Annotated in this window: 24 protein-coding genes; 14 read left to right on the forward strand and 10 right to left on the reverse strand. The window is 56.5% G+C overall.

Features of this window, described 5'->3' with window-relative positions; translation table 11 throughout:
• The first annotated feature begins 7 nt into the window (after positions 1-7).
• Both SCU88_RS03325 and SCU88_RS03330 read left to right on the forward strand, forming a co-directional pair.
• Positions 8-2,500 carry a fimbria/pilus outer membrane usher protein gene (locus SCU88_RS03325; protein WP_175340397.1) on the forward strand — a complete coding sequence of 831 codons (2,493 nt, stop codon included), beginning with the start codon at positions 8-10 and terminating at the stop codon, positions 2,498-2,500.
• Positions 2,501-2,515: 15 nt separating this feature from the next.
• Positions 2,516-3,580: a fimbrial protein gene (locus SCU88_RS03330; RefSeq protein WP_175340396.1), complete on the forward strand. Its 1,065-nt coding sequence runs from the start codon at positions 2,516-2,518 to the stop codon at positions 3,578-3,580.
• A 29-nt stretch (positions 3,581-3,609) separates the two neighbouring features.
• Here SCU88_RS03330 and SCU88_RS03335 read toward each other — a convergent pair whose 3' ends face one another.
• Positions 3,610-4,209: a LuxR C-terminal-related transcriptional regulator gene (locus SCU88_RS03335; RefSeq protein WP_175340395.1), complete on the reverse strand. Its 600-nt coding sequence runs from the start codon at positions 4,207-4,209 to the stop codon at positions 3,610-3,612.
• A 607-nt stretch (positions 4,210-4,816) separates the two neighbouring features.
• Here SCU88_RS03335 and SCU88_RS03340 point away from each other — a divergent pair.
• Positions 4,817-5,437: a LuxR C-terminal-related transcriptional regulator gene (locus tag SCU88_RS03340; protein WP_175340394.1), complete on the forward strand. Its 621-nt coding sequence runs from the start codon at positions 4,817-4,819 to the stop codon at positions 5,435-5,437.
• A 40-nt stretch (positions 5,438-5,477) separates the two neighbouring features.
• Here SCU88_RS03340 and SCU88_RS03345 read toward each other — a convergent pair whose 3' ends face one another.
• Entirely contained in the window at positions 5,478-6,944 is a 1,467-nt protein-coding gene (locus tag SCU88_RS03345; RefSeq protein WP_175340393.1) for a LecA/PA-IL family lectin, read from the reverse strand.
• A gap of 525 nt (positions 6,945-7,469) precedes the next feature.
• On the opposite strand from SCU88_RS03345, the gene SCU88_RS03350 reads away from it, so the two are divergent.
• The 8 genes from SCU88_RS03350 to codA all read left to right on the forward strand — a co-directional run bounded on the left by SCU88_RS03350 (position 7,470) and on the right by codA (position 16,354).
• Entirely contained in the window at positions 7,470-8,348 is an 879-nt protein-coding gene (locus SCU88_RS03350; protein WP_175340392.1) for a VWA domain-containing protein, read from the forward strand.
• A 119-nt stretch (positions 8,349-8,467) separates the two neighbouring features.
• A complete protein-coding gene (locus SCU88_RS03355) occupies positions 8,468-8,830 on the forward strand; it encodes a copper resistance protein (protein WP_175340391.1) in 363 nt (120 codons plus the stop codon).
• A 52-nt stretch (positions 8,831-8,882) separates the two neighbouring features.
• A complete protein-coding gene (locus SCU88_RS03360; RefSeq protein WP_175340390.1) occupies positions 8,883-10,916 on the forward strand; it encodes a protein-disulfide reductase DsbD domain-containing protein in 2,034 nt (677 codons plus the stop codon).
• Complete coding sequence (locus tag SCU88_RS03365) at positions 10,913-11,629, forward strand: DsbA family protein (RefSeq protein WP_138095616.1); 717 nt, start codon at positions 10,913-10,915, stop codon at positions 11,627-11,629. The genes SCU88_RS03360 and SCU88_RS03365 overlap by 4 nt, the downstream gene beginning before the upstream one ends.
• Complete coding sequence (locus SCU88_RS03370; RefSeq protein WP_241666584.1) at positions 11,619-12,128, forward strand: redoxin domain-containing protein; 510 nt, start codon at positions 11,619-11,621, stop codon at positions 12,126-12,128. The genes SCU88_RS03365 and SCU88_RS03370 overlap by 11 nt, the downstream gene beginning before the upstream one ends.
• A gap of 500 nt (positions 12,129-12,628) precedes the next feature.
• Positions 12,629-13,885, forward strand: coding sequence for a cytosine permease (gene codB, locus SCU88_RS03375; protein WP_175340389.1), 1,257 nt, complete (start codon positions 12,629-12,631; stop codon positions 13,883-13,885).
• Between the two features lies 1 nt (position 13,886).
• Positions 13,887-15,116: a PucR family transcriptional regulator ligand-binding domain-containing protein gene (locus tag SCU88_RS03380; RefSeq protein WP_175340388.1), complete on the forward strand. Its 1,230-nt coding sequence runs from the start codon at positions 13,887-13,889 to the stop codon at positions 15,114-15,116.
• Positions 15,116-16,354: a cytosine deaminase gene (gene codA / locus SCU88_RS03385; RefSeq protein WP_138095619.1), complete on the forward strand. Its 1,239-nt coding sequence runs from the start codon at positions 15,116-15,118 to the stop codon at positions 16,352-16,354. The genes SCU88_RS03380 and codA overlap by 1 nt, the downstream gene beginning before the upstream one ends.
• Before the next feature lie 72 nt (positions 16,355-16,426).
• Here the strand turns inward: codA and SCU88_RS03390 are convergent, their stop codons facing one another.
• From SCU88_RS03390 to SCU88_RS03410, 5 genes are all read right to left on the reverse strand, one after another.
• On the reverse strand, positions 16,427-16,585 hold the full coding sequence (locus SCU88_RS03390) for a YqaE/Pmp3 family membrane protein (protein WP_138095620.1): 159 nt from the start codon (positions 16,583-16,585) through the stop codon (positions 16,427-16,429).
• Positions 16,586-16,698: 113 nt separating this feature from the next.
• Positions 16,699-17,100: a hypothetical protein gene (locus tag SCU88_RS03395; RefSeq protein ID WP_175340387.1), complete on the reverse strand. Its 402-nt coding sequence runs from the start codon at positions 17,098-17,100 to the stop codon at positions 16,699-16,701.
• Entirely contained in the window at positions 17,079-18,329 is a 1,251-nt protein-coding gene (locus SCU88_RS03400; protein ID WP_175340386.1) for a cyanate transporter, read from the reverse strand. Before SCU88_RS03400 ends, SCU88_RS03395 begins: the two co-directional genes overlap by 22 nt.
• Before the next feature lie 193 nt (positions 18,330-18,522).
• The gene (locus tag SCU88_RS03405) at positions 18,523-18,846 is read right to left on the reverse strand and encodes a hypothetical protein (RefSeq protein WP_175340385.1); all 324 of its coding nucleotides are present in this window, start codon (positions 18,844-18,846) and stop codon (positions 18,523-18,525) included.
• On the reverse strand, positions 18,843-19,250 hold the full coding sequence (locus tag SCU88_RS03410) for a DUF4225 domain-containing protein (protein WP_431810083.1): 408 nt from the start codon (positions 19,248-19,250) through the stop codon (positions 18,843-18,845). Before SCU88_RS03410 ends, SCU88_RS03405 begins: the two co-directional genes overlap by 4 nt.
• Positions 19,251-19,760: 510 nt before the next feature.
• Here SCU88_RS03410 and SCU88_RS03415 point away from each other — a divergent pair.
• The 3 genes from SCU88_RS03415 to SCU88_RS03425 all read left to right on the forward strand — a co-directional run bounded on the left by SCU88_RS03415 (position 19,761) and on the right by SCU88_RS03425 (position 23,659).
• Entirely contained in the window at positions 19,761-20,615 is an 855-nt protein-coding gene (locus SCU88_RS03415; RefSeq protein ID WP_175340384.1) for a LysR substrate-binding domain-containing protein, read from the forward strand.
• 99 nt (positions 20,616-20,714) lie between these two features.
• Complete coding sequence (locus SCU88_RS03420; protein ID WP_175340383.1) at positions 20,715-22,076, forward strand: amidohydrolase; 1,362 nt, start codon at positions 20,715-20,717, stop codon at positions 22,074-22,076.
• A 674-nt stretch (positions 22,077-22,750) separates the two neighbouring features.
• Positions 22,751-23,659 carry a LysR substrate-binding domain-containing protein gene (locus SCU88_RS03425; RefSeq protein WP_138095626.1) on the forward strand — a complete coding sequence of 303 codons (909 nt, stop codon included), beginning with the start codon at positions 22,751-22,753 and terminating at the stop codon, positions 23,657-23,659.
• On the opposite strand, the gene argE is transcribed toward SCU88_RS03425, so the two are convergent.
• From argE to SCU88_RS03440, 3 genes are read right to left on the reverse strand one after another with little or no spacing between them, the layout of a single operon-like run.
• Positions 23,656-24,804 (reverse strand): acetylornithine deacetylase, encoded by a 1,149-nt coding sequence (gene argE, locus SCU88_RS03430; protein WP_175340382.1) that lies wholly within the window; start codon positions 24,802-24,804, stop codon positions 23,656-23,658. The genes SCU88_RS03425 and argE overlap by 4 nt on opposite strands.
• A complete protein-coding gene (locus tag SCU88_RS03435) occupies positions 24,797-25,474 on the reverse strand; it encodes a DUF1028 domain-containing protein (RefSeq protein ID WP_175340381.1) in 678 nt (225 codons plus the stop codon). The genes argE and SCU88_RS03435 overlap by 8 nt, the downstream gene beginning before the upstream one ends.
• An 11-nt stretch (positions 25,475-25,485) precedes the next feature.
• Positions 25,486-25,908, reverse strand: a complete 423-nt coding sequence (locus tag SCU88_RS03440) for a RidA family protein (protein ID WP_138095629.1) — start codon at positions 25,906-25,908, stop codon at positions 25,486-25,488.
• Positions 25,909-25,930: the final 22 nt, after the last annotated feature.

Below are 25,930 nucleotides of genomic sequence, written 5' to 3' on the forward strand. Positions count from 1 at the left end.
GCTCGTCATGGAATGGAAACACAACAGACTCTGCCTGCTGGCCGTTTGTTCGCTGCTGCTTTCGCAGAAATCCGGCGCGGTAACCTTCGATACCAGTCTGTTGGCGGGTATGTCAGGGGAATCCGATCTATCGCGCTTTTATGAGAATAACGATATGCCCGCAGGTACCCAGGAGATGGATATCTACGTTAACAGCAACTGGAAGGGGCGCTATGCCGTGATTTTCGGTGAAAAGCGCGATGATATCCGGCTGGCCTGGAAAGACGCTTCGCTGTTGGGGATTGAAACCGCTAAGTTTGCCGACGCCAAAAATCCGCAGCGGCAGATTACGCTGCACGATCTGGTGCAGGGCGGCAAAGTGGATGTGGAAGCCAGTACCCTGAGTATTCGCCTGACCGTACCCCAGGCGTACGTTTCGCACATGGAGGCAGGCTATGTGGCACCGCAGTTCTGGGATGAAGGGCTGCCTGCGCTCATGCTCTCTTATAACCTGACTTACTACAACACTCGAGCTAAAACCGGAAATAAAGAGAGCGATGACGACTTCTACGCGGGGCTGGAATCCGGCGCTAATCTGTTCGGCTGGCAGTTTCGCGACAGTAGTTCGTGGCGTAAAACCTCGGGGCAGGGCGGTGAATGGCAGAACAATACCCGCTATCTGCGCCGTCCTGTCGCCGCGATTAAATCCAATCTGACCATTGGCGACTTCTATACCCCCGGAGATCTGTTCGACTCACTGCGCATACGCGGCGTGGCGCTCTCTACCGACATGAAGATGCGCCCTGACTCCCAGCAGGGCTTTTCGCCGATCGTACGCGGTGTTGCCCGTACTAATGCCCTGGTAAAAGTGATCCAGAACGGCAATACCATTTATCAGGAAAACGTGCCTCCCGGGCAGTTCACGCTGGATAATATTCAGCCTACCGGATCGGCGGGGGACCTGCTGGTGGTGGTACGTGAAGCGGATGGTTCCGAACAGTCTTTTACCGTTCCATTCTCGGCGGTGCCCGGCATGCTGAAAGAGGGGGTGAGCGAATATAGCGTGATGGCCGGTAAGGTGCATCAAACCACTATCGATGACGATCCCGCCTTTGTTCAGGGCACGCTGCGCTATGGCTTTAATAACCTGGTGACCGGTTATGTGGGCACCATCGTTAGCGATAACTACCAGGCCGGGTTGCTGGGGGCGGGCTGGAACCTGCCCGTTGGTGCGATTTCTGTGGATGTGACTCACGCCCGCACTCAGCTTCAGGACCACAGTGACAGCGGTCAGAGTTTCCGCATTGCTTACAGTAAATTCGTGGATACCACGTCCACTAACTTTACGCTGGCGGCCTGGCGCTATTCCACTAAAGGCTACTATACCTTCAGCGATGCGCTCTACTCGCGGGAAGGCTACCAGCGTTTGCGTAAACAGTACGACGATTATCGCGATCGGTTTGGCGAAGCGCCTGCGTTGGATCTTAACGCCTGGGATGCGCTACGCGCTGCCCGCCCGAAGAACACCTTTACGCTTAACCTGAACCAACGTCTGACCGACGGCTGGGGAACCGTCTTCTTTTCCGGCACCCAGCGTGATTACTGGACTACCAGCCAGAGCAGTCGCGAATATCAACTGGGCTACTCCAACGGGCTGGGGCGCGCCAGCTATACCCTATCTGCAAGCCGCGTCAGAAACAGCGATCGCGACGAAGAGACGCGTTTTTATGTTTCGCTCAACCTGCCGTTTTCGATGTTCGACAACAACGCCTGGCTGACGACCAGCCTGACGGCCACCGATTCGCACTACGAACAGAGTAATATCACGCTGAGCGGTAACGCTTTGGCCTCTAACCGCCTTAGCTATTCGCTTTCCGGCAGTAATCAGCGCGGCGGCGGCAATATGGCGAGTGTCAATACCGCATACCGCGCCAGCTTCTCCACGCTGGGGGCCTCTTACAGCGAGTCTTCCGATTATCGCCAGAGCGGCCTGAGCAGTCGCGGCAGCCTGGTGGCAATTCCCTGGCATTTGCTGACGTCGAATGAGATCGGCAGCACCATGACGATCGTCGAAGCGCCGAAGGCCCGCGGTCTGATGGTCAACGGTGATGAAAGCATCGTGACCAATAGCGACGGTCTGGCGCTGGTGCCTTACGCCACGCCATACCGTAAGAATTCGGTGACATTGACCAAAACCGATAACAGCAGCGGTGCGGAGATTCTGGGCAATATGGCCAACAGCGTGCCTTACGACGGCGCGGTGAACTATCTGCGCTTTGAGACGGATAGCCGCAGCGCCTGGGAATTGCGCGCCACCGCACCGGATGGCAAGCCTCTGCCGTTCGGCAGCGAGGTCTTTAACGAACGCGGCGATTCAGTGGGATTTGTGGGCCAGGCCAGCACGCTCTATATCCGGGCGGACGCACAACCGACCCGGCTTAATATCCGGCTACGCAACGGCGGCTGCGTGATTAATCATCCGCAGTATGGGCTGAGCAACGCGGCTTCTTACTGCCAGTAAAAACGGGATAGCATCATGATAAGAGTATTGATTTTAGTGCTGCTGGCGGGCTTTAGCGCATCCAGCTACGCCACCTGCGCCAGTGGGAGCATCCAGTACGCCGCGCCGATTAATGTCGATCTCTCCGATAAGTTGAGTCCGGCGACGCCGGAGTGGACGGGAACCTTCAGCACTCAATATTCCGGAAGCTTTAACTGTTCAACCGGCAACAGCGTATTCGCTTATACGCCGATTCTCTCAACGGACAGTAGCTACGCCACCGTGCTGGGATTCAGCAATAATAAATATAATGTTCGCGCCGAAATTACCGATGAACACCCCAATGCCACCCTGTCTAAGGGGGGCAGCCATAGCGCTTCGGAACTGAACACCAGTTTTACCGTACGTTTCACTCTGGTGAGTAAGGCGGGGACGGCTCTGACCGGAGATACCGCCACCCTGAACGATGTTATGTTCGTCAGCGATATGAGCGGATTGTCACTCTGGGAAATCATCATGTGGCCGATTAACCAGATTGGTAAGATCCTCCAGTGGCTGTTTAACGGTTTTAACTGGCCCTATGACAACCGTGATATGTTCGGCCAGCCGATGATCGTGAAGTATGCGCCGAAGCTGACCACCTGCGCGTTCGATAACGCCGGGCTTACCGTGACGCTGCCGACCCTGGGCATCAGTCAGGTGACCGCTTCCAGTCAGCCGGGACTGACGCCTTTTACCCTGAATATGCGCTGTGAGTCGCTGGCGCAGAATAATACCTCTGACCGGGCTATCGAGATGTTTCTGTCGAGCAATAATCTGCTGTCCGGCGACAGTTCCGTGTTGGTGGATAACAGCAGCGATGCAGCCAAAGGCGTAGGGCTGCGGGTGGTGAAACGCGAAGCGGGGGAGATACCGGTGACTTTCTCGACCTCCACCACCAGCCGCGGTAGCGCTACGGCCATCTTTAGCGTCGCGGCGGGCGGTGCGTTGAGCGAAAACTTTACCATTCCTATGGCTGTCTACTACTATCCCTATGCGCCGCAAAGTGTGACTCAGGGGAAAATTAACACTTCCGCTACCCTCAATATTATCTATCCGTAATGGGGCCGGGCAGGGAGCCTGCCCCGTCTCTATCTGGCGTTTTCCATCAGTAACAGGTATTTCATCAACTCGCTATTGCTGGTAACCCCCAGCTTTTTCATCGCATTATGCTTTTGTGTGGCGATTGTGCTGACCGCCCGGTGTTTGATTTGGGCGATTTCATTCAGCGTAAAGCCCTGGGCCATCATATGCAGAACTTCCCGTTCGCCAGGCGAGAGCGGAAAGCGTTGCCTGCCAGCGCTGCGCATACGCGCCTTCAGATAAGAGGAAATAAAAGGCGCGCTGGGTTTGGCTTGTTGAAGATGTATTATTGCTTTATGTAGTTCAGTGCTACTGTCATACAGACTTAAAGTGGCGCTAAATTGCATGTCGATAATATGTTGAATCAGCCATGGACTGGCATCGGTAACAATAATGACGCGCCGTACATCGCAGGCTTTACAGCAGCGAACGATATCGCCGTTTATGAATCGGTTAAAGGCTTTATGCCCAAACAGAAAACTGAATTCGCTAATAAGGATGCCTGGCGGGTTAGTCGAAAGCGTTGCAAGTAACGCATCAATATTGTCGCTAAAAAGAATGGACTCCTGAGGGTAATGGAAACTGTCTTCAAAGAACCGATAAATCATCTTCCTGAAAATATTATCCCGATAAAATACGGCTATCCTGGTGTTGCCTGGGGATTTGTCCATTTTGTTTTATTACATCGTCATTGAATGGATGAATGATATGGGAATTGCTCTGGTGCCTCAAGTCGTGGCGCAGTCTTATTCCCCAGGATAAACGCGGTGCTGCAGTAAAAATCCTGGCTATTTTGGCAAGCGATACCCGAAAACATTGCAAATGCACATCTTTTGTTGCGCATAAACAACGTTTCATTGACATTTAATACGATATATTGACCACTCTTTGATATTAAAAGTCTTATAATTATTAAAATTCAGGATAAAACACTAAGCAAGATATTCATTATGGGTTAACTTCATTACTTAAGATATTAGCCCAATATTTTTATTTTATGTTTAGTAATTGTGTCGGTATCTATTTACTTGCAAGTGCCTGGAGCTTATCTTTTGTTAGGAATTTGCCTCATTGATAACTCCTAAATTAGGAAAAGACTGACTCCTTCGATAGGGGAGCAGAGGTTGCTATTTAGCTGCAAGGAAAACTGTCCATAACCGGGCAGCGTATTATCTATCTGCATGATGCAGGATGGTCGATATAAGGAGGTTCGTTATGGGAACCAAAAAGGAAATGAATATTGCTGTTGTCGATGCCTGTGAGTTTACACTGATCGGCCTTGAGACCCTGGTCAGCAGGGAGCCGGTGGAATCTATGAATGTTCGCTTCCACGGATTTATGGAAGTCGCAGACTTATGTTGTAGTGACAGTGATTACGATGCAGTTATTTACGATCCGCTTAACACCCGTAACTTTATGGTCAATGTGGAGCAGGATATTCAGGCGATTAAAAAACGCTACCATCGGGCTCGGGTTTATATTTATTCGTCCTCGGTTGGATTTCTGAAGGTGTCCAGCGTGGATGGGATGTTTAATAAGAGCATTTCTCTGGGAGATCTGGAAGTACTGTGGCGTATCATTACCAGCAGAATCTCCAGTGCGGGCACCAATTATCATCTGAATATCTCCGTTGATGCCGGGAAAAACGCCTGCCTGACCAGCGAAGAAGCCAGCGTGCTGCGGGGCTATGCCTGGAACCTGAAAACCAAACAGATCGCCCGACTATTGGGCTGTAATGTCAGACAGGTCTACTTCTATAAAAGCAATGCCATGAATAAGTTAAATGTGATGCGTGGCCCGGCTTTCCATCAGCAAATCCGCTGTATTCTTAACTGATTGAGCATGAGGGGCAGGGCTTAAAGCCCTGCCCTGCAGGTTATTGAATAGCGCTTGCCGGAATATCCGGGAAGGCGCGGGTGGTGATATTGGCGTAGCCACCCGCGCCACCTTCATAAAGCATCGTCAGCTTGCCTTTATCCTCCAGGCGCCCTTTGGCGATGAAACGCCGTGAGCTGCGCCCCTTCACCAGGCGCCCGCACAGGTAAACATATCCCTGGGAGTCGAACGTCATGCCGGTAAACTGCATTTCGTGGCCGCTGGCAATTTGTTCAAAACGGAACAGAAAGCGGGACTGCCAGCCAGCGGTGGAGGAGGTATCGTCAATCACCCACAAATTGCCCTGGAAACCAATCAGGTAAGCGCGGTTTTGGGCATCAAAGGCGATATCCGTCACCAGCTTATCGTTAGTTTTCCCAAACGGCACCACCGTTTCGCCCGGCGCCGGGCTGACCCGCAGGCTGTTGCTGTCACTGCGTTTCATGGTGGCGGTGGAATTGGGATCGTGCTGGTAATAGAAAACCTTATTTTCTGAGTCTGTGAACATAAAGCCGGTGTTGTCTTTACGAAATGCCATACCGTCGATCTTTCTGCCGGAAAGTCCTTTAATCTGTTCGCGCTTGCCGTCCTTTTCCCGATACGCCTGACGCTGATTAGACCAGAAATAGTAGGACCAGCCGTCGGTGGTCAGGGCGTTGCTCTGGCCCACGTTGCGGTTATTATCCACCACCTTTTTAATCACTTCGCCCGTCTGGGGATCGTGACTAAAGATATCTGCGCCGTCATTGGCGCCGCCATCAATGGCGATGGCGAACAGTTCGTCGGCCTCGGTATATTTGGGCTGTTTTGGCTCAGGCTTTGACTCAGGCTTTGGCTCAGGCTTTGGCTCAGGCTTTGGTTCAGGTTTTGGCTCAGGCTTTGGCTCGGGTTTTGGTTCTGGGGACGGTGCGGGCCGGGATTCCTGGCACTGACAGCCGGTATGGACGGGGCCACAGTTTTCCAGCAGCTTCTTTAAGGTGTTGGCCAGCATATTGACCGTATTGATGATTTCCGGCGCCCGGGCACAGATGTCCTCCCCACTATGAATCAGATCTCCGGCCAGCGGCGGCGGGCTCTGTTGTGAATTTTGCTCGTCGGAGGGCTGTTCTCTGCTTTCCTGGCAGCCCGGATAAACCTGGGCCTGAAAACTGCCGCTGTTATCGCCATAAAATTTGGCGCCATCCTGAACAAAAAGGATCAGTTCACCCTCAGCAGGGGCTGGAAAATTGACGATACCGTTACCCACATCGAAGATAACATCGCCAATCTTGCCTCTAAGCGCGACTTTATCGTCGTTTTTCCCCGCCACGCCTTGCGGGCCAGCCAGCGTGTGAGCTTCTTTGCCGCGCTTAATCCAGCCGCTGGCGGTGATGGTGACGGGTTCTCCCTTCTTCAGGATGATGCCCGTACTGCTGCCTGCGGGATTTTTGGCTGCGATATCGCCGGACCAGACGGGGGATGCTGTCATTTATGCCTCCTTAATATAACCATTGGCGGCTGTGAAAAAGAGTGAGAACCGCCGTGGACGTTGAGCATTTTAATGTTCATGAATGTTTATCTTTTGGTGCTTTTGTTGAGTCCTTTAAAATTATCACCCATAATTCCAAAGGTTAATGCCAATACCATTTTTATAAGAAAAAAAGTGATGGCAGCGTGTAAGTAATAATGGCACAGGACTGCAAGAAGCATAGATTATCTCCGGGTGTTCGGTGTTTTATTGTCATTATGAATATTGTATTTATTTTGTATCTTGTTGTTATTGGATGGTTTTTGTGATTTTGATTAGGAATTTCTTTATGTTGGTTTATGATTTATTAAATTAAATAACATTAATGAAGTGGTTATTTTCCCAGAACGATGTTTACTCCTTTTTGTGACGACTGTGGCGATTTTTTTCTTGCCTGCCATCATGTGTTCTGTTTATGTTTTCTATTAATAATATTTATATTTTTGATCGTCTGTTCTGATATCCCTGCATGGAGAAAACGCAACGATGAGCACATCCAGTACCGCGACCCAGCCTGTTGATTTAGTGATAGTGATCGATACCAGCCTGTCGATGTCGGATGAAGCCGAAGCATTAAGCCAGGCGCTGAATGCTGCCGTGGAAGAGGCTAAAAGCGCGTGCCCTTCCGACCTGCGAGTGAAATTCCTCGGTATTGAGGGCACCTTTGACAATAGCGATTTTAATGAGACGGTACGCCAGTATCTGACCGGTATCGGCGTGGATGGCGGTACCCTGAAGGGGCGTATCCTGGACTCGGTGGAACGCGCTGGTGCGCAAGAAGATGTGGCCAGGGCCGTAGAGGACGTCAGTCGCTACTACGACTGGCGACCGGGAGCCGAACGTAACCTGTTTGTGCTGGGCGACGAGAGCATGGAAGGGGGCGACATGGTGCTGAATCCTGAGCGCATCCAGGCCTGTACCAGCGCCATCGCCACCGCGGTTCAAAACAAGGTGAAAGTGCATACCTATCTGGGGACGCCCTATGCCAGCGATCCCTATCCCACTCCGGCTGATGAAGAAGCGATGATTAAGGAGTATCGGCGCCTGGCGCTGCGTACCGGCGGAGAAGACTATATCTACACCCGAGGCGTAGCGGATTTTACTCAGGTGCTGAAACAGACTATCTGCGCCAGCCGGGTGCCTCAGGAGCAGAGCATTGCCGATAAGCAAAAAGAGGCGGATAAGCTGGAAGGGATCGAGTCTGGCGGCAATATCTGCGATCACGCAGCAGAGATTATCAAAGCGGTGAACACCCTGGCGGGCGTGCTGGATAAGCTGGTAGATATCTGCGGGCCGGGAGGCGGCAAGGGCGGCTGCCGCTGCCATGAACATGAAAAAGAGGATGCCGGCAAAGGCGAGTGTTGATACCACAGTGACGGCGGCCACCGTGGTCGTCGTTTCCTTTCCAACAATTCTTTACAGCACAATCATTGCGAAATAGCTCCGTCTGGCTAAGATAAGCCTCACTAATCACTGGGGGTGTCATGGTCAAACGGCAGCGAATGGCTGGCTGGTTTCTGGGTCTGGTATGCGTCGTGATGCTGGTGTGCATCGCGCAGCGCGTGGCGGGCCTGCATGCGCTGGCGCTTGTCGCTCAGCCTGCGGCCATCGCTTATGGCGAGGATGCTAACGCGTCCGATGAAGCGCCAGTCTCCCCCTGTGAACTTAGCGCGAAATCCCTGCTGGCGGCGCCGCCGGTACTGTTCGACGGCGTGGTTCTGGCGCTGGCGTTGCTGCTGGTCCTGCTGGCGCCGCGTCCGTTACGGCGTTTACGCCTTGCACCGCCGCCTGCGGCTTCCCCTCCCTCTCTCAGAGTCCATCTGCGATTATGCGTATTCCGTGAATGAGTCAGCGCCTGTCTTTTTTTTCAGGTTAATGACTTAGTTACGGAGAAAATCTATGTCTGTTTTATTCAGGCGAGCGTTGCTCTGCCTGTTATGGCTGTGGCTGCCTGCAAGCTGGGCGGCGGACAGCGGTTGGCTGCGCGCGCCGGACAACCAGCATGCCAGCGTACGACTGCGCACCGGGGCCCCACAGGGGGAAAATCGTGTCAATCTGCTGCTTGATATCAAGCTGGAGAAGGGCTGGAAAACCTACTGGCGATCGCCAGGGGAAGGGGGGGTAGCGCCCTCGATCCGCTGGAACAGCGACGGTATTAACGCGCGCTGGCAGTGGCCGACACCGCATCGTTTTGATGTGGCCGGTATTACCACCCAGGGGTATAAAGGCGACGTCACGCTTCCCATCGAACTACAGGGCCGCCTGCCGGGCAGGCTTTCCGGCGTACTGACGCTCTCTACCTGTAGCAATGTCTGCATTCTTACCGACTACCCGTTCCAGTTGGATCTCACCAGTCCGGCCGGGCCGCAGTTTGCCCATGACTATGCCCGGGCGCTGGGGCAGGTTCCGCCGGATCAGGGACTGACCCGGACCCTGAGCGCCGGATATCGTTCGGGAGAACTGGTGGTAACGGCAACCCGCGACGGCGGCTGGCATCAGCCCGAACTGTTTCTTGATAACCCGGACGATGCCTCATTTGGCGAGCCGGATTATCGGGTCGAGGGCTCACGGTTAACGGCGACGGTGCCGGTCAGCGATAGCTGGGGTGATGAGGCGCCGGATCTGCGGGGTCAGCATCTTTCGCTGGTGCTGGCCGATGGTGATATGGCTCAGCAGAGCCAGTTAACGGTGGGCGAAGCAGGTCAGACGGCGTCTGGTTCGGGCGTTGGACTATGGCAGGGGATTCTGGCGGCGCTGCTGGGGGGCTTTATTCTCAATCTGATGCCCTGCGTGCTACCGGTGCTGGGGATGAAGCTTGGTAGCGTACTGCAGGCCCAGGGTCAGAGCCAACGCCAGGTGCGGCGTCAGTTTATCGCTTCTGCCGCCGGGATCGTGGTCTCCTTTCTGGCACTGGCTCTGATGATGACGCTGCTGCGGCTGGGCAATCAGGCGCTGGGCTGGGGCGTCCAGTTCCAGAGCCCGTGGTTTATTGGCGGCATGGCGCTGGTGATGGCGCTGTTCAGCGCCAGTCTGTTTGGGTTGTTTGAGCTACGTCTCTCTTCAGGAGCCACCACCCGGCTTGCCACCTGGGGCGGAAACGGCACGGCGGGTCACTTCTGGCAGGGGGTCTTCGCCACGCTGTTGGCCACCCCCTGTACCGCGCCGTTTCTGGGAACTGCGCTGGCCCTGGCGCTGGCGGCGCCGCTGCCGGTGCTGTGGGGCATCTTCCTGGCGCTGGGCATAGGTATGAGCCTGCCGTGGCTGTTGATTGCCGCCTGGCCAACGCTGGCGCTGCGGCTGCCGCGTCCCGGACGCTGGATGAACGTGCTGCGTACCGTGCTGGGGCTGATGATGCTGGGCTCGGCCCTGTGGTTGCTGAGCTTGCTGGCTCTGCACATTGGGCGAGGTGCCGCGTTTGGCCTGGGTATTACCCTGTTGGTGCTTCTGCTGGCGGCGATAGCCCGGCGTTACGGCTGGCGTACTGCCGTTATCAGCGCCAGCATAGCGGTACTTCTGGTGGGGGGCGTGCTGTTCGGTGCTTCCCTGACCAGCGAAAAGCGTCCGCTGCGTGATGAAGTGAACTGGCAGCCGCTTAGCGAACAGGCCATCCGTCAGGCGCTGGCCGACAATAAGCGGGTGTTTGTGGATGTCACCGCCGATTGGTGCGTGACCTGTAAAGCCAATAAATACAATGTGCTGCTGCGCGACGAGACCCAGGAGGCTCTGAGGGCGCCGGATGTCGTGGCTCTGCGCGGCGACTGGAGTCGTCCGTCCGCTGAGATTACCGCCTTCCTTAACCGCCGCGGCAGCGTTGCGGTTCCCTTTAACCAGGTTTACGGCCCGGGCCTGCCGCAGGGAAAAATCCTGCCTGCATTGCTGAGCCGTGAAGATGTTCTCAATGCCCTGTCTGAATCCAAAGGAAAACAACCATGAGAGTGCTTAGCTTTATTCTGCTTTTTTGTCTGGCGCCGCTGAGTGTGGCCGCCCCGTTTACGCCCGAGCAGGAAGCGCGCATTAAAGCGCTGGTGCGTGAAACCATGGTGTCCGAGCCGGATATTCTGGGCCAGTCGCTGGATGCCTGGCAGCAGAAAGGCAGCCAGGATCGCATTCAATCAGTGCTCTCATCCCAAAAGGAGGCGCTCTACCACGATGACGCCAGCCCATCGATGGGAGCAGAAAAGCCGCTGCTGACCCTGGTAACCTTTACCGACTATAACTGCCCGTATTGCAAACGCTTCGATCCGGAACTGGATCGCATTGTGAAAAATAATCCGCAAGTCCGGCTGATTATTAAGCTGATTCCGTTCCGGGGGGAAAGCTCAATCACCTCGGCCCGGGAAGCGCTGACGGTATGGCGTAAGGATCCTCAGCACTTCTGGGCGCTGCATCAGAAGCTGATGGCGAAAAAGGGCTACCATGATGATGCCAGTATTCGTACCGCTTTCCAGAAGTCCGGCGCCATGGCGGTTGAACCGGATAAGCAGAGTGAAGATACGCTGCGTACTAACCTGAAACTGGCCGAAGCGCTGGGGGTACAGGGTACGCCGGCAACCCTGGTCGGGGATACCATGCTTTCTGGGGCCGTTCCCCGGGAAGATCTGGAGGCGCTGGTGAAGGAGCAACTGGCGAAAGCTCGTGGCGGCTAAATGGCGCCGCCGCCTGCGGGAACTGCTGGTGATGCTGGCGTTAACGGTTGCGGTAGTGCTGGTAGTGGATACCCTGCGTTCACCGACGGTTTCCGGCCAGCAGTTGAGCCAGCCGTTGCATACCCTGGATGGAAAGGGGGTGGATCTGGCGGCGCTTAGTCAGGACAAACCGCTGCTGGTCTATATCTGGGCCACCTGGTGCAGTATCTGTCGTCATACTACGCCGGGCATCGAACAGCGGGTTAAGGACGGGGATAACGTGCTCACCATCGCACTGCGCTCCGGCGATGATGCCAGCCTGGAACGTTGGCTGGCGCGCCGCCGTCTGTCCATGCCGGTGGTTAACGACAGCGCCGGACGGCTGGCCGCCGCCTGGCAGGTGGGGGTGACGCCCACTCTGCTGGTCGTTTCCAAAGGGAAGGTGGTATCCAGCACCACCGGCTGGACCAGCGGCCCGGGCATTCAACTGCGGCTATGGTGGGCCCGGTTGATGCAGTAATGAAAAGGCCGGAGCATCTGCTCCGGCCTTGTTGTGTAACGTTATTGCAAATTTACGATCTGGGTACCTTGCAGCTGACGTCGGGATCCTTTATCGAAGAGGGCCAGGAACTGGCGCATCGGTTACCACAATACAAGGAGGAATTTATGACAATTGCACAGAAGTTGGAGCAAATAGGGCGGTAAACAGGGCCGTCTGTCGGGAGGAACAGGAAGCGACAGGGAAATCGCTCACACCATGCTACAGAATAATATGGATGACGTGACCGTCATGAAAATTACCGGTATCTCAGAAGATGAGCTAAACCAGAATCGCCGCTTTGCACCTTAATGGTGCAAAAAAAGATTTGCGCGCACCATTAAGGTGCTTATTGCTTTGTTTACAGGCTATAAATGTGCAATCTGCACACTTATAGCTATCCTCTGCGCCCTGTTTTCACTGGCACATTTCTTGCTAATAACAGTCCGTTTATTATGGGTTAATTGCAGAGGAATCGCCTTATGTCAGCCAGTAACGAATTTCCCCTGAGCGAGGCGCCGGACAGTGGGCGTCGAGGGCTGTTTTCCATCTCAATGGTGCTGTTCAGTTTTACCTTTTTCACCGGCACGATGTTTGCTGGCGGCAAGTTGGGAGTGGCATTCCCCATCGTCGAGATGCTGTGGATTGCGACGATCGGCAATTCGCTGCTGGCGATCTATGCGGCGGCGCTGGGCTGGATTGCCGCACGCAGCGGCCTGAATACGGTGCTGATGGGGCGTTTTTGCTTTGGCGAGGCAGGCAGTCGACTTTCTGATTTTCTGCTCGGGTTTGCAGAGCTGGGCTGGTATGCGTGGGGTACCGCCACGGTAGCGATTTCGCTGGTTCGCCTGCTGGCGCTGCCGGAATGGTTGACGATTCCGTTGATGGTGCTGTTTGGTCTGGGCTTCTGCATCACGGCACTGGTGGGCTTTAAAGGCCTGGATATGCTGTCCCGGGTGTCGGTTCCCCTGATGTTTGTGCTGCTGGTGGTGTCGATGTGGATCGCCACCCGTCACGCCGGCGGCTGGCAGGGGATGACCACCATTGCACCGAGCCAGAGCATGGGCTGGTCTGCGGCCATCACCATGGTGTTTGGCACTTTTGCCAGCGGAGCCACCCAGGCTACCAACTGGACCCGCATGGCGCGCGGCAGCGGCCCGGCCATTGGCGCCAGTCTGATCAGTTTCTTGATCGGCAATGGTCTGATGGTGGTGGCGGGCGCCTGGTGCGCCGTGGTGTATCAGCAGTCGGATATCGTTGCCGTGATGATGCTACAGGGGCTCTCCATCGCTGCAGTGATTATGCTGTGCCTGAACCTGTGGACCATCCAGGGGCCGACGATTTATAACGTCTCTGCCGCCGCCTGCCATCTGTTGCGCAGCGAACGCCGTCGTACCCTGACGCTGCTCAGTGCCGGTATCGGTATTATTCTGGCCATCGGCGGCATGTATGAGATGCTGATTCCTTTCCTGGTACTACTCGGCAGTATTATTCCTCCGGTGGGCGGCGTGATTATCGCTGACTACTGGTTCCATCGTCGTGGTCGTTATCCATCTGTGCAGAGTGCACAGCTGCCGCGTTACAACTGGGCCGGGCTGACCGCCTACGGTCTGGGGGCGCTGTGCGCCTGCTTTTCGCCCTGGGTTGCTCCACTGGTGGGCATTGGCGTGGCGGCGCTGAGCTATATCCTGTTGACCGGGCTGGCGCGCCGTTCGGTTGCCGCGACCCAGAGGCAGTAAGATGAGCATGACGATTGGCGATATCCTGGCGCTGGAAGGGCTGGGGGCGATGCGTCTCAGGGCAGGGGAGCACTCGCTGCATGCGCCGGTACGCTGGTACTACGTGGCGGAAAACGAAGGCATTGCCGATTGGGTGATGGGGGGCGAACTGGTCTTTGTCACCGGCATTAACCATCCGCGGGATGAGACCAATCTGCTGCAGCTGCTACGCGAAGGGCGAGAGCGTGGCATTGCCGGTATGGTGGTGCTGACCGGGCCGGATTTTATTCGTGCGATTCCTCCGGCGGCCATTGCGCTGGCGAATACCCTGAATATTGCGCTGATCGAGCAGCCCTATCAGCTAAAAATGGTGATTGTCACTGAGCTTATCGCCACCGCCCTGGTACGGCGCGATCAGCTGGAACGTTCGCGCCGCGATATGCTGTTGCAGCTGCTGACCGGGGACTATCCGGACGTGGAGATTATTCGCCAGCGCGCTCGCAGCCAGAATCTTGACCTGTCGCTGCCGTTGCGGGTGGTGGCTTTCCGGCTGACCGGCGCCGTCGCGCTGTTTCGCGATCTGCCCGGCGAAGCGGCAGAGGCGCATCTGCAACAGGCGCGTCAGCTCGCCAGCCAGCGGTTACAGGTGTTGTTGGGCCAACTGGACAACCCTTTTCCGCTGCTGGTTACCGGACAGATGTTTATTATGCTGCTCCCGGAGCCGGGGCTGTCGCGCCATAAGCAGCGGCTACAGCAATGGTTGCAGGAAGGCGCGGAAGACTCGCGCGAGCCGCTGGCGCTGTTGTGCGGCGCGTCGTCTGCAGTCTCTGACCTGAGCCACTGGTCGAATGCGCTGGCGGAAGCCCGTAGAGCACTGGATGTGGCGGCCGGTCTGGCACCGCGTCAGCGCCTGTGCGATTACGATCAGTTGGGGGTGATCAAACTGCTCAGCGCCGTGGGCGATCGCGCTTTGCTGGCTGATTTTGCCCGCGATACACTGGGGCGGCTCATCGAACCCGCACGCCGTTCCCCTTACCTTCTGGTGGAAACTCTGGAGGCGCTGATTCAGGAAAACGGCAACGCGCTGCGCGCCGCTGAACGACTTTCCATCCACCGCAACACGCTGCACCAGCGCTTGCAGCGTATTGAACAACAATCCGGCCATACGCTGGACGATCCGCAGTTTCGGCTGGATGCCGCCGTGGCGCTGCTGATCTGGCGTATGTCCCAGACCAATCTACAGGAGTCCTGATGAAGATTATCAACGCCCGCTTACGCCGTCGTGAAGGCTGGTACAGCATCGTTCTGGATGGCGATCTCATCGCCAGCGTTACCCCACAGTCTGAACCGTGCGCACCGCAGAATGGGGAACTGGATGCCGAAGGCGGGCTGGTGATCCCGCCGCTGGTGGAGCCCCATATCCATCTGGACGCCACCCTGACCGCCGGGGAGCCGGAATGGAATATGAGCGGCACCCTGTTTGAAGGCATCGAGCGCTGGGGCCAGCGCAAGGCGACCATTACCCATGACGACACCAAAAGCCGGGCCCATTCCACTATCGGTTGGCTGCGCGATCACGGCATTCAGCACGTGCGCACCCATGTGGATGTCACCGACCCGAGCCTTGCCGCGTTGAAAGCGATGCTGGAAGTCAAAGAAGAGGCGCGGGATCTTATCGATCTGCAGATCGTCGCTTTTCCTCAGGAAGGGATCGAATCCTTCCCCAATGGCCGGGCGCTGATGGAGCAGGCGGTAGAGATGGGGGCCGACGTGGTTGGCGGGATCCCGCATTTTGAGAATACCCGCGATCAGGGCGTCAGCTCCGTGAAGTTCCTGATGGATCTGGCCGAACGGACCGGCTGCCTGGTGGATGTACACTGCGACGAAACTGACGATCCGCAGTCGCGCTTTCTGGAAGTGCTGGCTGAAGAGGCGCGGGTACGCGATATGGGGGCGCGAGTGACCGCCAGCCATACCGTCGCGATGGGGTCTTATGATAACGCCTACTGCTCCAAACTGTTCCGCCTGCTGAAACGCTCCGGGATTAGCTTTGTCTCCTGTCCGACCGAAAGCATCCATTTACAGGGTCGTTTCGATACCTGGCCGAAACGCCGCGGCGTTACCCGGGTGGCGGAGCTGGACAGAGCCGGAATGAACGTCTGCTTTGGTCAGGATTCCATTAAGGATCCCTGGTATCCGCTGGGCAATGGCAACATCCTGCGGGTGCTGGACGCGGGTATGCACATCTGTCAGATGATGGGCTATGAGGATCTTCAGCGCAGCCTGGACTTCGTGACCGACAACAGCGCCAGGGCGATGAACCTGGGGGAGCGCTACGGCATTGAACCCGGCCGCCCGGCTAATCTGGTGATTCTGGATGCGGAAAACGATTATGAAGTGCTGCGCCGTCAGGCGAAAGCCAGAATCTCCGTACGCAATGGTAAGGTTATTCTGCGCCGTCACCCGGAACGCCTGGAGTATCCGCACTAATTCCCTGCCGCCGGTACCCCTGGGTACCGGCATTTAATTCAAATCCAGCCCTTCGGGGCTGGCGCAGTAAAATCAGTCGCGGGTCTGTACCCAGAAGGCGTGAATCAGGCCCGGAATATAGCCCAGCAGGGTGAGGACGATATTAAGCAGAAAAGCCCAGCCGAGACCTTTGCCCAGCAGTACGCCCAGCGGCGGAAGGATGATGGTAAAAACAATTCTCCAGAAACCCATAGTACCTCCTGTATAGATACAACTATCTGTTTTAAACCATGATTTCTTATTTTAGCCTGGTAGTGACAGAGTGCCAGCGCTGCGTTAGTCATTTTGACCAGGCCGAGTCTGAATTATGCCGGAATCGCCGTTTCCTGCAGGAAGCGCCAGTACGGCTGTTGGTCAATCACTTCAATCATCGCCACCGACCAGCGCGCCTGAACGCTATCGCCATCATGGTGGGTTTCCCGGTAGCGGCAGACGACCTGACTCTTTTCATGCGCCAGAGTTTCGCAGGCGTCAATTTCAATGTTTAGCGCCGGGCGCGCTCCGGCCAGGCGCTGAAACAGCGCTTCTACCTCAGGTAACCCTACGGTCTGGCCACCGGTGGTGACCATAATGAAATCACGGTGAAAACTGCCCATCAGCCGCTCCCGCACGGCGACGCTATCGGGGGCTCCGCGAAATACCGCTTCGATCCACTGATGTAATTCCACCACGCTACGGTGGGCGATCAGCGCGTTTTCTGTTGGCATAAGGACTCCTGTGTTTGGCCAGAGCAGGAATTATCCGTAGTCGCGGCATCATCGGCAAGGGCCGGGAATGCCCGGTGATAGCTGCGGGGGTGAAAGCGCAGGTTAAGCAGCATCAGCCCGCAGATAATCGCCAGGTGTAGCGCCCACGCGCTATGCAGGGATCCGGTCAGGGCACGCAACTGACCGGCAATAAACGGCATAATACCCGCGATAATGAAGCCCACGCCCTGGACGAAAGCTACCAGACGTGCTGCGTGAACCGGACGCGCCAGATGGTCCAGCGCCAGTACCAGCGCCAGCGGAAAGGCGCCCCCCAGCCCTACACCGGCGGCGATCGCCCACAGCCAGGGGGTGGTCAGCGGCAGGAACAGGAAACCGCTCAGCCCCACGCCCTGAAGCACCAGGCACATCAGAATCAGCCCGCGTCTGTCCTGACCGCGGCCCAGTAGCGGCAGAATAAGGGCGCCGCAGACCTGAGCGCCAATCATCAGCGCCAGTAGCGCGCCGCTGGCCTGGGCAGGCCAGCCATAACGCATAAAGCTGTCCGGTAGCCAGGCAATCAGAGAAGCGTAGGTGCCATTAACCAGCCCAAAACTGAGCGCCAGCGACCAGGCGCGAGGAAAACGGTGTAGCGCGGTACGCATTCGGGGCTGCTGTGATTCTGTACGAGCGGGCTCCATCAGCCGTACCGCCAGCCACAGCAACAGCGCCAGTAGCACCAGCGCGCTCCAGCCGGAAAGGGCGAGGGAGGTATTTAACCGTTCCGCTAACCAGGGGGTTAGCGCCGCCCCCAGACCGCCACCGCCCATCAGCGCGCCAGACCACAGGCCGGTCACCGCGGCGCTGCGGGAAGGAAAGCGCTGGCGGATAGCGCCAGGCATCGCCATCTGGACCAGCCCAATCCCAAGACCACCCAGCGCGGCGGTGAGCAGCAGCGTGGTTCCGGAGCCCACCCATTGACGCAGCGCGGTGCCTGTCAGCAGCAGGGCCAGGCCGGCGATCAGTATCCTGCGGGTGGAGTGGCGTTGCAGCAGGCCTCCGGCAAGGCAGGCGATGGCGCCCATCATCACCATTGGCGCCGCCGCCAGCAGCGACGCCGTGGCGTTACCAACGCCCATAGAACTCTGCAGACGCGGTAGCAGGGTGCTGACGGAGGTAAGCAGCGGACGCATGGTCAGGCCCGCTGTTACCAGCGCCAGCAGCGTTAACAGCGTGGATTCTCTCTTCACTAAAACTCCGCAAAACTCAGGTATTCCGACAGGCGTGTCACTATGCGCCTGGCGTTGGCTATCTGGAAATTAAATCTCAGCATGGTGAGTAGTGGGAAAATGGATAGTGACCGCTACTGAGTGTGTTGGGAGACAGACAGGTTTTTTGGGAAGGAAAGCATCCATGCTTGTCAGTCGGCTGAATAAATATGTATTAAAATTTATTTTTGGGCATCGCAAATAAATAAAGCAGTGAGAAACATAATGACCCCCAGTAGACTGAATCATATCGATATGGATCAAAGTCTATATGTAAAAAACCTTTTACAAAATCGTATCCGTTGGCAAAAATATTGATTTGAATTGCTGCTATGGCAATAACGAAAAGAGTGTAAAAAATAAATAATGGATATTTGTGGGCTTTGTTTACTCTGGCCTTTCCAAAGCATAGCAATATGAAAATCACGATAGATATAGCGAAGTAAAGCACTGCGGGCCAGAGAGGAGGATACTGAAAAACATCAAAACCTTGTTTCATAATTGGTTCTCTTTAGACGGTTTATTCTTTTTTGCTAATTGGTACATTTGCCATCCGGTAATACTACTACTGGTGAAATCTAATGCCAGAGATGTTTTAGATGCCTCCTGCCAACCACGGATGTAGTCGGTTCTGATATTTTGAAACAGACTCCATGATTTTTCTCTTGGTGTGAGTTTTTTTCTCGTCGCTCCATATCCAGACAGCAAAATATCAACACCTCCATATACAAAGTCTGCTGAGCCAACACACAGGCTGGCTCCGGCAAAAGATTGGGCTCCGCCTGCAACAAATCCAATTTGTTTTAAGGCAATAGTGGTTGTTGATGTTCTGTCAGCGGCTGATTGCCTTTTTTTTTTCAACAACGATGTAAATTTTTGCTCTTTCGAAGGTAAGTAGTACATCTTGTTCATGAAGATGGTCTATCTGCTCGATGATGAGCTCAATCCCTCAATGGTAAGTCAGACAGTTCGATTCGATATCGCGTTTTATTCGTGCGATAAATCGCTGGGCTTCAAAATAGAGATCAGATGCGCCGTACAGGATATGTTTTGCTGAAAGTGCCTGTGATAGCTTATCCAGTTCTCTGGCCTTATCTTCGAATTGGTCTTTATCCCTGTTATGAGAATACATCTGACAGCCCTTACTTCCTTAGATTAGACCGCTTATGTTACCTAATTTATCCTGTATGTTGCAAAATCGTGTTCTGATGGTTTGTAAATATGCCGCAATGGAGACAGGTAGCGAGTGAACGACATGTAATAACCTAAGCCAGGTTTAGTTGTTTGCGCAGCAGGCAGTTGCCGTGCGAACAGTAAGATAAACCTTTCAGGACAAAACCTGAAAAGATTGCCCCTTTCCCCCCATCGGTTACTATCATAAAACCCAATTTCAACATCCCCGGTAGTGGAAAAATGAATCGTTACCCGATGTTTAACGCACAACAACTGGTGAGCTTTGTGGCGGTGTGCGAAACCGCCAGCTTTACCCGCGCCGCCGAGCGGGTCTGTCTGTCGCAGTCCACGGTCAGCCAGCAGGTGCGGCGGCTTGAAGCCTCTCTGGGTAAGGCGTTGCTGTTGCGATCCTCCCATGAAGTGCGGCTGACGGAAGAAGGGGAAAAGCTGCTGGGTTACGCGCGGCGGATTATCGCTCTGAACGGCGAAGCCCATGACATTCTGAGCGAACAGTGGCGCGATGGCGTGGTGCGCCTGGGCGTGCCGGAGGATTATGCGGCGCCCACTACGCCGCTGCTGGCGGAGTTCAGCCGTCAGCATCCCCATTTGCGGCTTGATATTATCAGTGGGATGAATGTGGAACTGCGCCGTGCCTGGCAGCGCGAAGAGCTGGATATCATGCTTATCAAGCAGCCCAGGGGGGAAAAGCCGCTGGCGGCGCGTCCGGAACCGCTGCTGTGGCTCGACAGTCTGCAACGTCCGGCGTTTGAGCTTACGCCGGTGCCGCTGGTGGTTTTTCCGCAGGAAGGGCTGTATCGCGAAGAGCTCTGCCAGGCCCTGAATGAACTGGGGCTGAGCTGGCGCATCAGTTACTGCAGCGCCAGCCTGCAGGCGCTGATTGCCGCCAGTGCCGCGGGTTTAGGCGTCACTTTGCTGCCCGCCACTTGTCGTCAGGCACAGCACCGGATGCTGGGAGCCACTGAAGGGTTGCCGACCATCGATAATTTTGAACTGGCCCTGTTCTGCCGGGAAGGGGCATCGCCGCTACAGCAGGCGCTGGCCAGGGCGTTAATCACGTTTTGTGGCCTGAGCTAAACCACTATTCGGTTTGCCACTGGCCAGCAGTGGTAAATATCGCTGCGCGGCCAGTTCTTGTCGGCCAGTATAGGGAAAATCACCGACAGGAGACCTCTGATGACCTCTTCCATTTGCGGCAGTCGCCGCGACTTTCTTTGTACCGGGGCAAAGCTTACGGCCGCGGGAACGCTACTGGCAGCAGGAATGAGCGGTGCGGCCTCTGGCGCTCAGCCGCAGCAAGGCGAAGCGGCGAAGTCGCCATTACCTGCCCGTTACCGCCTGCATAATGTGCGGCTGGAAGAGGGGTTTGACAAAGAGGGAGAGGTTGTCGTGGCCACCCAAACCGGGTTGTACGACATTGATATCGACGGCGGTAAAATTGTCGCGCTACATCCTGCAGGCGCCAGCCCGGGAGCGACGGGGCCGGATGCCCGCGGTGCGCTGATGTTGCCCGCCACCCGGGATATGCATATTCATCTGGATAAAACCTTTTATGGCGATCCCTGGCAGGCGCCGCGCCCGCGTAAAAGCGTGCTGGAGATGATCGAGCGCGAGCAGCGTTTGATCCCGCAGTTGTTACCGCGATCCGTCGAGCGGGCGGAAAAGCTGATTGCGCTGTTGCAGTCGAAGGGCAGCACTTTTGCCCGTAGCCACTGTAATATCGATCCGGTTAGCGGCCTGAAGAGTCTGGAGCATTTGCAGACCGCGCTACGGAAACATCAGGCGGATTTTGAGTGCGAGATTGTGGCCTTTCCACAGCACGGTCTGTTGCATTCGCATTCTGAAAAACTGATGCGTGAAGCGATGCAGATGGGGGCACATTATGTGGGCGGACTGGATCCGACCGTGGTCGACGGCGCCATGGAAAAATCGCTGGATGCCATGTTTGCCATCGCTCTGGACTATCAGGCCGGGGTCGATATCCATTTGCATGAAACAGCCCCCTCCGGCGTGGCGGCTATTCGCTATATGTTGCGCACCGTGCGTGAGAATCCGGCTCTGAAAGGGAAGGTGACTCTGAGTCATGCCTTTGCGCTGGGCACACTACAGGGCGAAGAACTTCATGAAATGGCGGCGGAGCTTGCGACGCAGGGGTTTAGCGTCGCCAGTACCGTGCCCATTGGCCGTCTGATTATGCCGCTGCCGGAGCTTAAAGCGGCGGGGGTGAGGGTGATGAGCGGTACCGACAGCGTGACCGATCACTGGCAGCCTTACGGCACCGGCAGCATGCTGGAGAAGGCTAACCTTTATGCCCAGATTTATGGCGGACCGGATGAATTTTCCCTGAGCCGGGCGCTGGCGTTGGGTACTGGCGATACGCTGCCGCTCAGTGACGACGGTAAGCGTCAGTGGCCTGTGCTTCAGCAGAATGCGGATTTTATGCTGGTGGATGCCAGTTGCTCCGCCGAAGCGGTGGCGCGTATCTCGCCGGTCACCGCCACCTTCCATCGCGGTCGTCAGGTTTACGGCAGGCTATAGACGGCAAAAACCGGCACAAAAAAACCGCCAGTTAAAGGCGGTTTTTTTGTGCCGGTCAGGTAAGCGGCCTTTCCAGCAGGGCGTTGATAACCAACGTAATGCAGGCACAACCCAGTGCGCATATTTTGTACAAATAGATGGAATGAGTCAAGAGGCTGTATAAAAATGTCGGCGGGCCTTTTCGCCGCCCTAAGCAAGCGGGCACCGGATTTCAGAAAAGGATGTCCAATGGCCGTCAATGCAGGCACAACCCAGTGCTTGTATTCACGGTAATATCTCCGGTGGTCGTGCCGTGAAGCGGTTTTGTGCAAGGACCGCACAATGAAACGGTACTTCTGTATTGTTCTCGTTGTATCTGGAGCGCTGCTGTCATCCGGAAATGGGGGTTGGAATATTTCTAACAACTCACTTTCGGTGATTATCAACACTTCAGGCAAGTAAGCCCGGTAGCCGCTCCCAGTGGGGCGGCTTCCTTACTTTTTGGTCATAGCCTTTTCTTATCTGAACCTGATAGCAGCAGCCCGACGACCGGTTTTTCTTTATGCTGGAAGCCGGTGGCAAAATCTCCATTTCGCGATCCCGAACGCTTTGTTCGGGCGCGGCCGCTGATTACACTATCTTAAAACACGCCTGAGGGACCGGGTGACACATAACACCTGCATTAAGGAGCCCCAATGGCGAACTATACCCTGCGCCAGTTGAAATATTTTGTCGCCACCGTGGAAAGCGGCAGCGTGGCAGAAGCATCGCGAAAACTCTATATCGCTCAGCCTTCGATCTCGACGGCGATTAAAAACCTGGAAGATAGCTTCGGCGTGCAGCTGTTCATTCGCCATCACGCCCAGGGCGTTTCCCTGACGCCTTCCGGAGCGCGCTTCCACCATAAGGCCCAGCGGCTACTCAGGATGGCGCATGAATTCGAACAGGATGCGCTGGCGGATAACGATATGATCTCCGGCAAGATCGATATCGGCTGCTTTGAAACCGTTGCGCCGCTGATTCTGCCGAAGCTGCTGCGCGGCTTTAAGGCGCGTTATCCGGGAGTGGAGATCGTGATCCGCGACGGCGAGCAGCACGAACTGGTGCAGGGGCTGACCGCCGGCAGTTTCGATCTGGCGCTGCTGTTTAATCACGATCTGGATGACAGCATCAGCGTTGATCCGCTGGTGGCGCCGAGCCGCCCATACATCCTGCTGCCCGCCAGTCATCGTTTCGCCAGTCAACCCTGTATCTCGCTGGCGGATCTGGCGGATGAGCCGATGATCCTGTTGGACGTGCAGCCCAGCCGTAACTACTTCGTTAACCTGTTTACCCGGGCCGGGATCGCTCCCAATATCGTTTTTAGCTCACCTTCTATTGAGATGGTGCGCGGCATGGTAGGGCAGGGATTCGGGTTTGCCGTACTGGTGACTCGCCCGCACGGCGAACGCAGCTACGACGGTCAGGCGCTGGCGGCGGTGGAGCTGGCTGATGAGGTGGAAGGGTCCGGCCTGGCTGCGGCCTGGCTGCGCCGCAGCCGGTTAACCCGACCGGCGCAGCTGTTCGTGGAGTTCTGCAAAGCGGAGCTGGCAGAGGCGGTTTAAGCCGCCATCCAGCCTTTCAGGCTTGCCAGCATCGCCATACAGCGATCGAGTTGTTCAATCTCGACATACTCATCGGCTTTGTGGCCCTGGTCCATGCTGCCTGGCCCGCAGACCAGGGTGGCGACGCCCGCTTCATCAAACAACCCGCCTTCGGTCCCGAAAGCGACTGTGTCAAAGCTGTCGCTGCCGCACCAGCCAGCCAGCAGTCGGGCGAATTCCGATTGTGGATCGGTCAGCAGCCCCGGATAGCGACTCAGCGGCTGAAAGCGAATATCGCAGGCGCTGTCGATACGGCGCATGGCAGGCAGCAGTTCACTTTCTGCATAGCGGCGTAGCGCGTCGATGGTCGTTTCCGGCGCGTGATCCGGCAGATGGCGAATCTCGAGGTCGAAGCTACAGTGCTCCGGCACGATATTCAGGGCGCTGCCGCCGCTGATGGTACCCACCTGCAGGGTGCTGTACGGGGGATCGAAGCGCGAGTCCCGATGCTGGCTGAGACAGTCGCCGAGATCCTGGAGTTTACCGATAAGCTTCGAGGCGTAAGCGATAGCATTGACTCCCTGGGGCGTATAGGCCGAATGGCAGGGGTGCCCCTGTACCTGGCAGCGCATCGCCAGTTTGCCCTTATGGCCGAATACTGGCTGCATTCGGGTGGGTTCGCCGATGATGCACAGCGCGGGTTTGTTGCTGCTTGCCTGAATATGGGCCACCAGGCTGCGTACCCCCAGGCAGCCCACCTCTTCGTCGTAGGAAAAGGCCAGGTGCAGCGGCAGGCGCAGCGGTTGAGCGACAAAATCCGGAACTGCTGCCAGCACGCAGGCAAGAAAACCCTTCATATCGGCGCTGCCCCGGCCGTAGTAGCGACCATCCCGCTGGGTCAGGGCGAAGGGGGGAAGGCTCCACTGCTGGCCATCCACCGGTACCACATCGGTATGGCCGGAGAGGATCACCCCACCGCCGCCCGGCGGACCCAGGGTGGCGTACAGGTTAGCCTTGCTGCCGTCGTCGTTGTGGAACAGTTCGCTGTCCACGCCGTGCTCCGCCAGATAGTCGCGGATAGCGTGGATCAGCGCCAGGTTCGATTCGCGGCTGGTGGTGTCGAAACTCAGCAGGCGCGCCAGTATCTCCCGCACCCTGTCATTCATCGCCCGGCACTCCGTAGCCTGGGGCCTGTCGGGGATCGATGGCGCGGGTAATATAGTCCTGCATCTGGGGGGCGTACGCGTCCCATAGCCCGGCCAGTTGTCCGATAGGATCGCTGTCGGCCCAGTCTACCCGCAGATCGACGATGGGCCAGCCGTAGCCGCCGCCCACCACCTTCAGGGCCGCAGAGTGTACCGGGCCAGCCTCGCCGCCTTTGTCCAGTGCGGCCTGGAGCGCGGCCACCAGTCGGCCAGCAAGCGGGCCGCGACTCTGCCCGAAGGCGCTTACCAGGGTATCGATCACCGCCGTATCGGCCAGCATATTCCCTGCCGCCACGCAGCCGCGCCCCTGGGCTTCATGCCAGGTGCCGAGCGAGCGGGCGCCGCTAAAGACCGCCGTTTCGCCGCGGCTGTCGATAACCGTAATTTGTCGGTATTCGCTGAAGTCCCGCCCCGCCAGCACCTGCTTCAGGGCCTGCTGGGGCGTTGCTCCCTGAGCCAGGGCATCAAGAATGTCCGGGCCGAGTTGGGGCAGGGTGATGTTCTGGCTCGAAACGGCTCCCACGCCGGACCGCGCCCAGGGGCAACGTGCGCCAACGGCGATGCTGGATGAGCTGACGGCGATGCCCAGTTGCCCGGTTTCCGGGCAGCGTGCCGCAATCGAAAATGTCATAGAGCCTCCTGTTACTGGTTATCCGGGATCACGGCGATAACGTCTATCTCCATCAGCCATTCGGGCTGAGCGAGACCGGCGACCACCAGACCTGTAGAGATGGGGAACACCCCTTTCAGCCATTTGCCCACTTCGCGGTAGACCGGCTCGCGAAAGCGCGGATCGGTAATATAGGTGGTGGTCTTCACAATGTGCGAAAGCTCGCTGCCCGCCTCTTCCAGCAGTTGTTTCACGTTTTTCATCGCCTGCTCCGCCTGGGCCTGAGGGTCGCCCAGTCCCACCAGATTGCCTTCGAAATCGGTGCCGACCTGGCCGCGCACGTAGACGGTATTACCGGCGCGTACCGCCTGACACAGATCGTTGTCCAGGGTCTGGTTGGGGTAGGTGCTTTTGGTATTAAACATGCGGATACGGGTATGGGTAGGTGAGCTCATGTTTGACTCCTCTGTGCTTGTT

It is taken from the genome of Jejuibacter sp. L23, assembly GCF_050815825.1.
GTDB classification, from domain to species: domain Bacteria; phylum Pseudomonadota; class Gammaproteobacteria; order Enterobacterales; family Enterobacteriaceae; genus Jejubacter; species Jejubacter calystegiae.

Coding starts and splice junctions, on each gene's coding strand:
- SCU88_RS03325 (WP_175340397.1), top strand. CDS start 8: ATGGAATGGAAACACAACAGACTCTGCCTGCTGGCCGTTTGTTCGCTG.
- SCU88_RS03330 (WP_175340396.1), top strand. CDS start 2,516: ATGATAAGAGTATTGATTTTAGTGCTGCTGGCGGGCTTTAGCGCATCC.
- SCU88_RS03335 (WP_175340395.1), bottom strand. CDS start 4,209: ATGATTTATCGGTTCTTTGAAGACAGTTTCCATTACCCTCAGGAGTCC.
- SCU88_RS03340 (WP_175340394.1), top strand. CDS start 4,817: ATGGGAACCAAAAAGGAAATGAATATTGCTGTTGTCGATGCCTGTGAG.
- SCU88_RS03345 (WP_175340393.1), bottom strand. CDS start 6,944: ATGACAGCATCCCCCGTCTGGTCCGGCGATATCGCAGCCAAAAATCCC.
- SCU88_RS03350 (WP_175340392.1), top strand. CDS start 7,470: ATGAGCACATCCAGTACCGCGACCCAGCCTGTTGATTTAGTGATAGTG.
- SCU88_RS03355 (WP_175340391.1), top strand. CDS start 8,468: ATGGTCAAACGGCAGCGAATGGCTGGCTGGTTTCTGGGTCTGGTATGC.
- SCU88_RS03360 (WP_175340390.1), top strand. CDS start 8,883: ATGTCTGTTTTATTCAGGCGAGCGTTGCTCTGCCTGTTATGGCTGTGG.
- SCU88_RS03365 (WP_138095616.1), top strand. CDS start 10,913: ATGAGAGTGCTTAGCTTTATTCTGCTTTTTTGTCTGGCGCCGCTGAGT.
- codB (WP_175340389.1), top strand. CDS start 12,629: ATGTCAGCCAGTAACGAATTTCCCCTGAGCGAGGCGCCGGACAGTGGG.
- SCU88_RS03380 (WP_175340388.1), top strand. CDS start 13,887: ATGAGCATGACGATTGGCGATATCCTGGCGCTGGAAGGGCTGGGGGCG.
- codA (WP_138095619.1), top strand. CDS start 15,116: ATGAAGATTATCAACGCCCGCTTACGCCGTCGTGAAGGCTGGTACAGC.
- SCU88_RS03390 (WP_138095620.1), bottom strand. CDS start 16,585: ATGGGTTTCTGGAGAATTGTTTTTACCATCATCCTTCCGCCGCTGGGC.
- SCU88_RS03395 (WP_175340387.1), bottom strand. CDS start 17,100: ATGCCAACAGAAAACGCGCTGATCGCCCACCGTAGCGTGGTGGAATTA.
- SCU88_RS03405 (WP_175340385.1), bottom strand. CDS start 18,846: ATGAAACAAGGTTTTGATGTTTTTCAGTATCCTCCTCTCTGGCCCGCA.
- SCU88_RS03410 (WP_431810083.1), bottom strand. CDS start 19,250: ATGTACTACTTACCTTCGAAAGAGCAAAAATTTACATCGTTGTTGAAA.
- SCU88_RS03415 (WP_175340384.1), top strand. CDS start 19,761: ATGAATCGTTACCCGATGTTTAACGCACAACAACTGGTGAGCTTTGTG.
- SCU88_RS03420 (WP_175340383.1), top strand. CDS start 20,715: ATGACCTCTTCCATTTGCGGCAGTCGCCGCGACTTTCTTTGTACCGGG.
- SCU88_RS03425 (WP_138095626.1), top strand. CDS start 22,751: ATGGCGAACTATACCCTGCGCCAGTTGAAATATTTTGTCGCCACCGTG.
- argE (WP_175340382.1), bottom strand. CDS start 24,804: ATGAATGACAGGGTGCGGGAGATACTGGCGCGCCTGCTGAGTTTCGAC.
- SCU88_RS03435 (WP_175340381.1), bottom strand. CDS start 25,474: ATGACATTTTCGATTGCGGCACGCTGCCCGGAAACCGGGCAACTGGGC.
- SCU88_RS03440 (WP_138095629.1), bottom strand. CDS start 25,908: ATGAGCTCACCTACCCATACCCGTATCCGCATGTTTAATACCAAAAGC.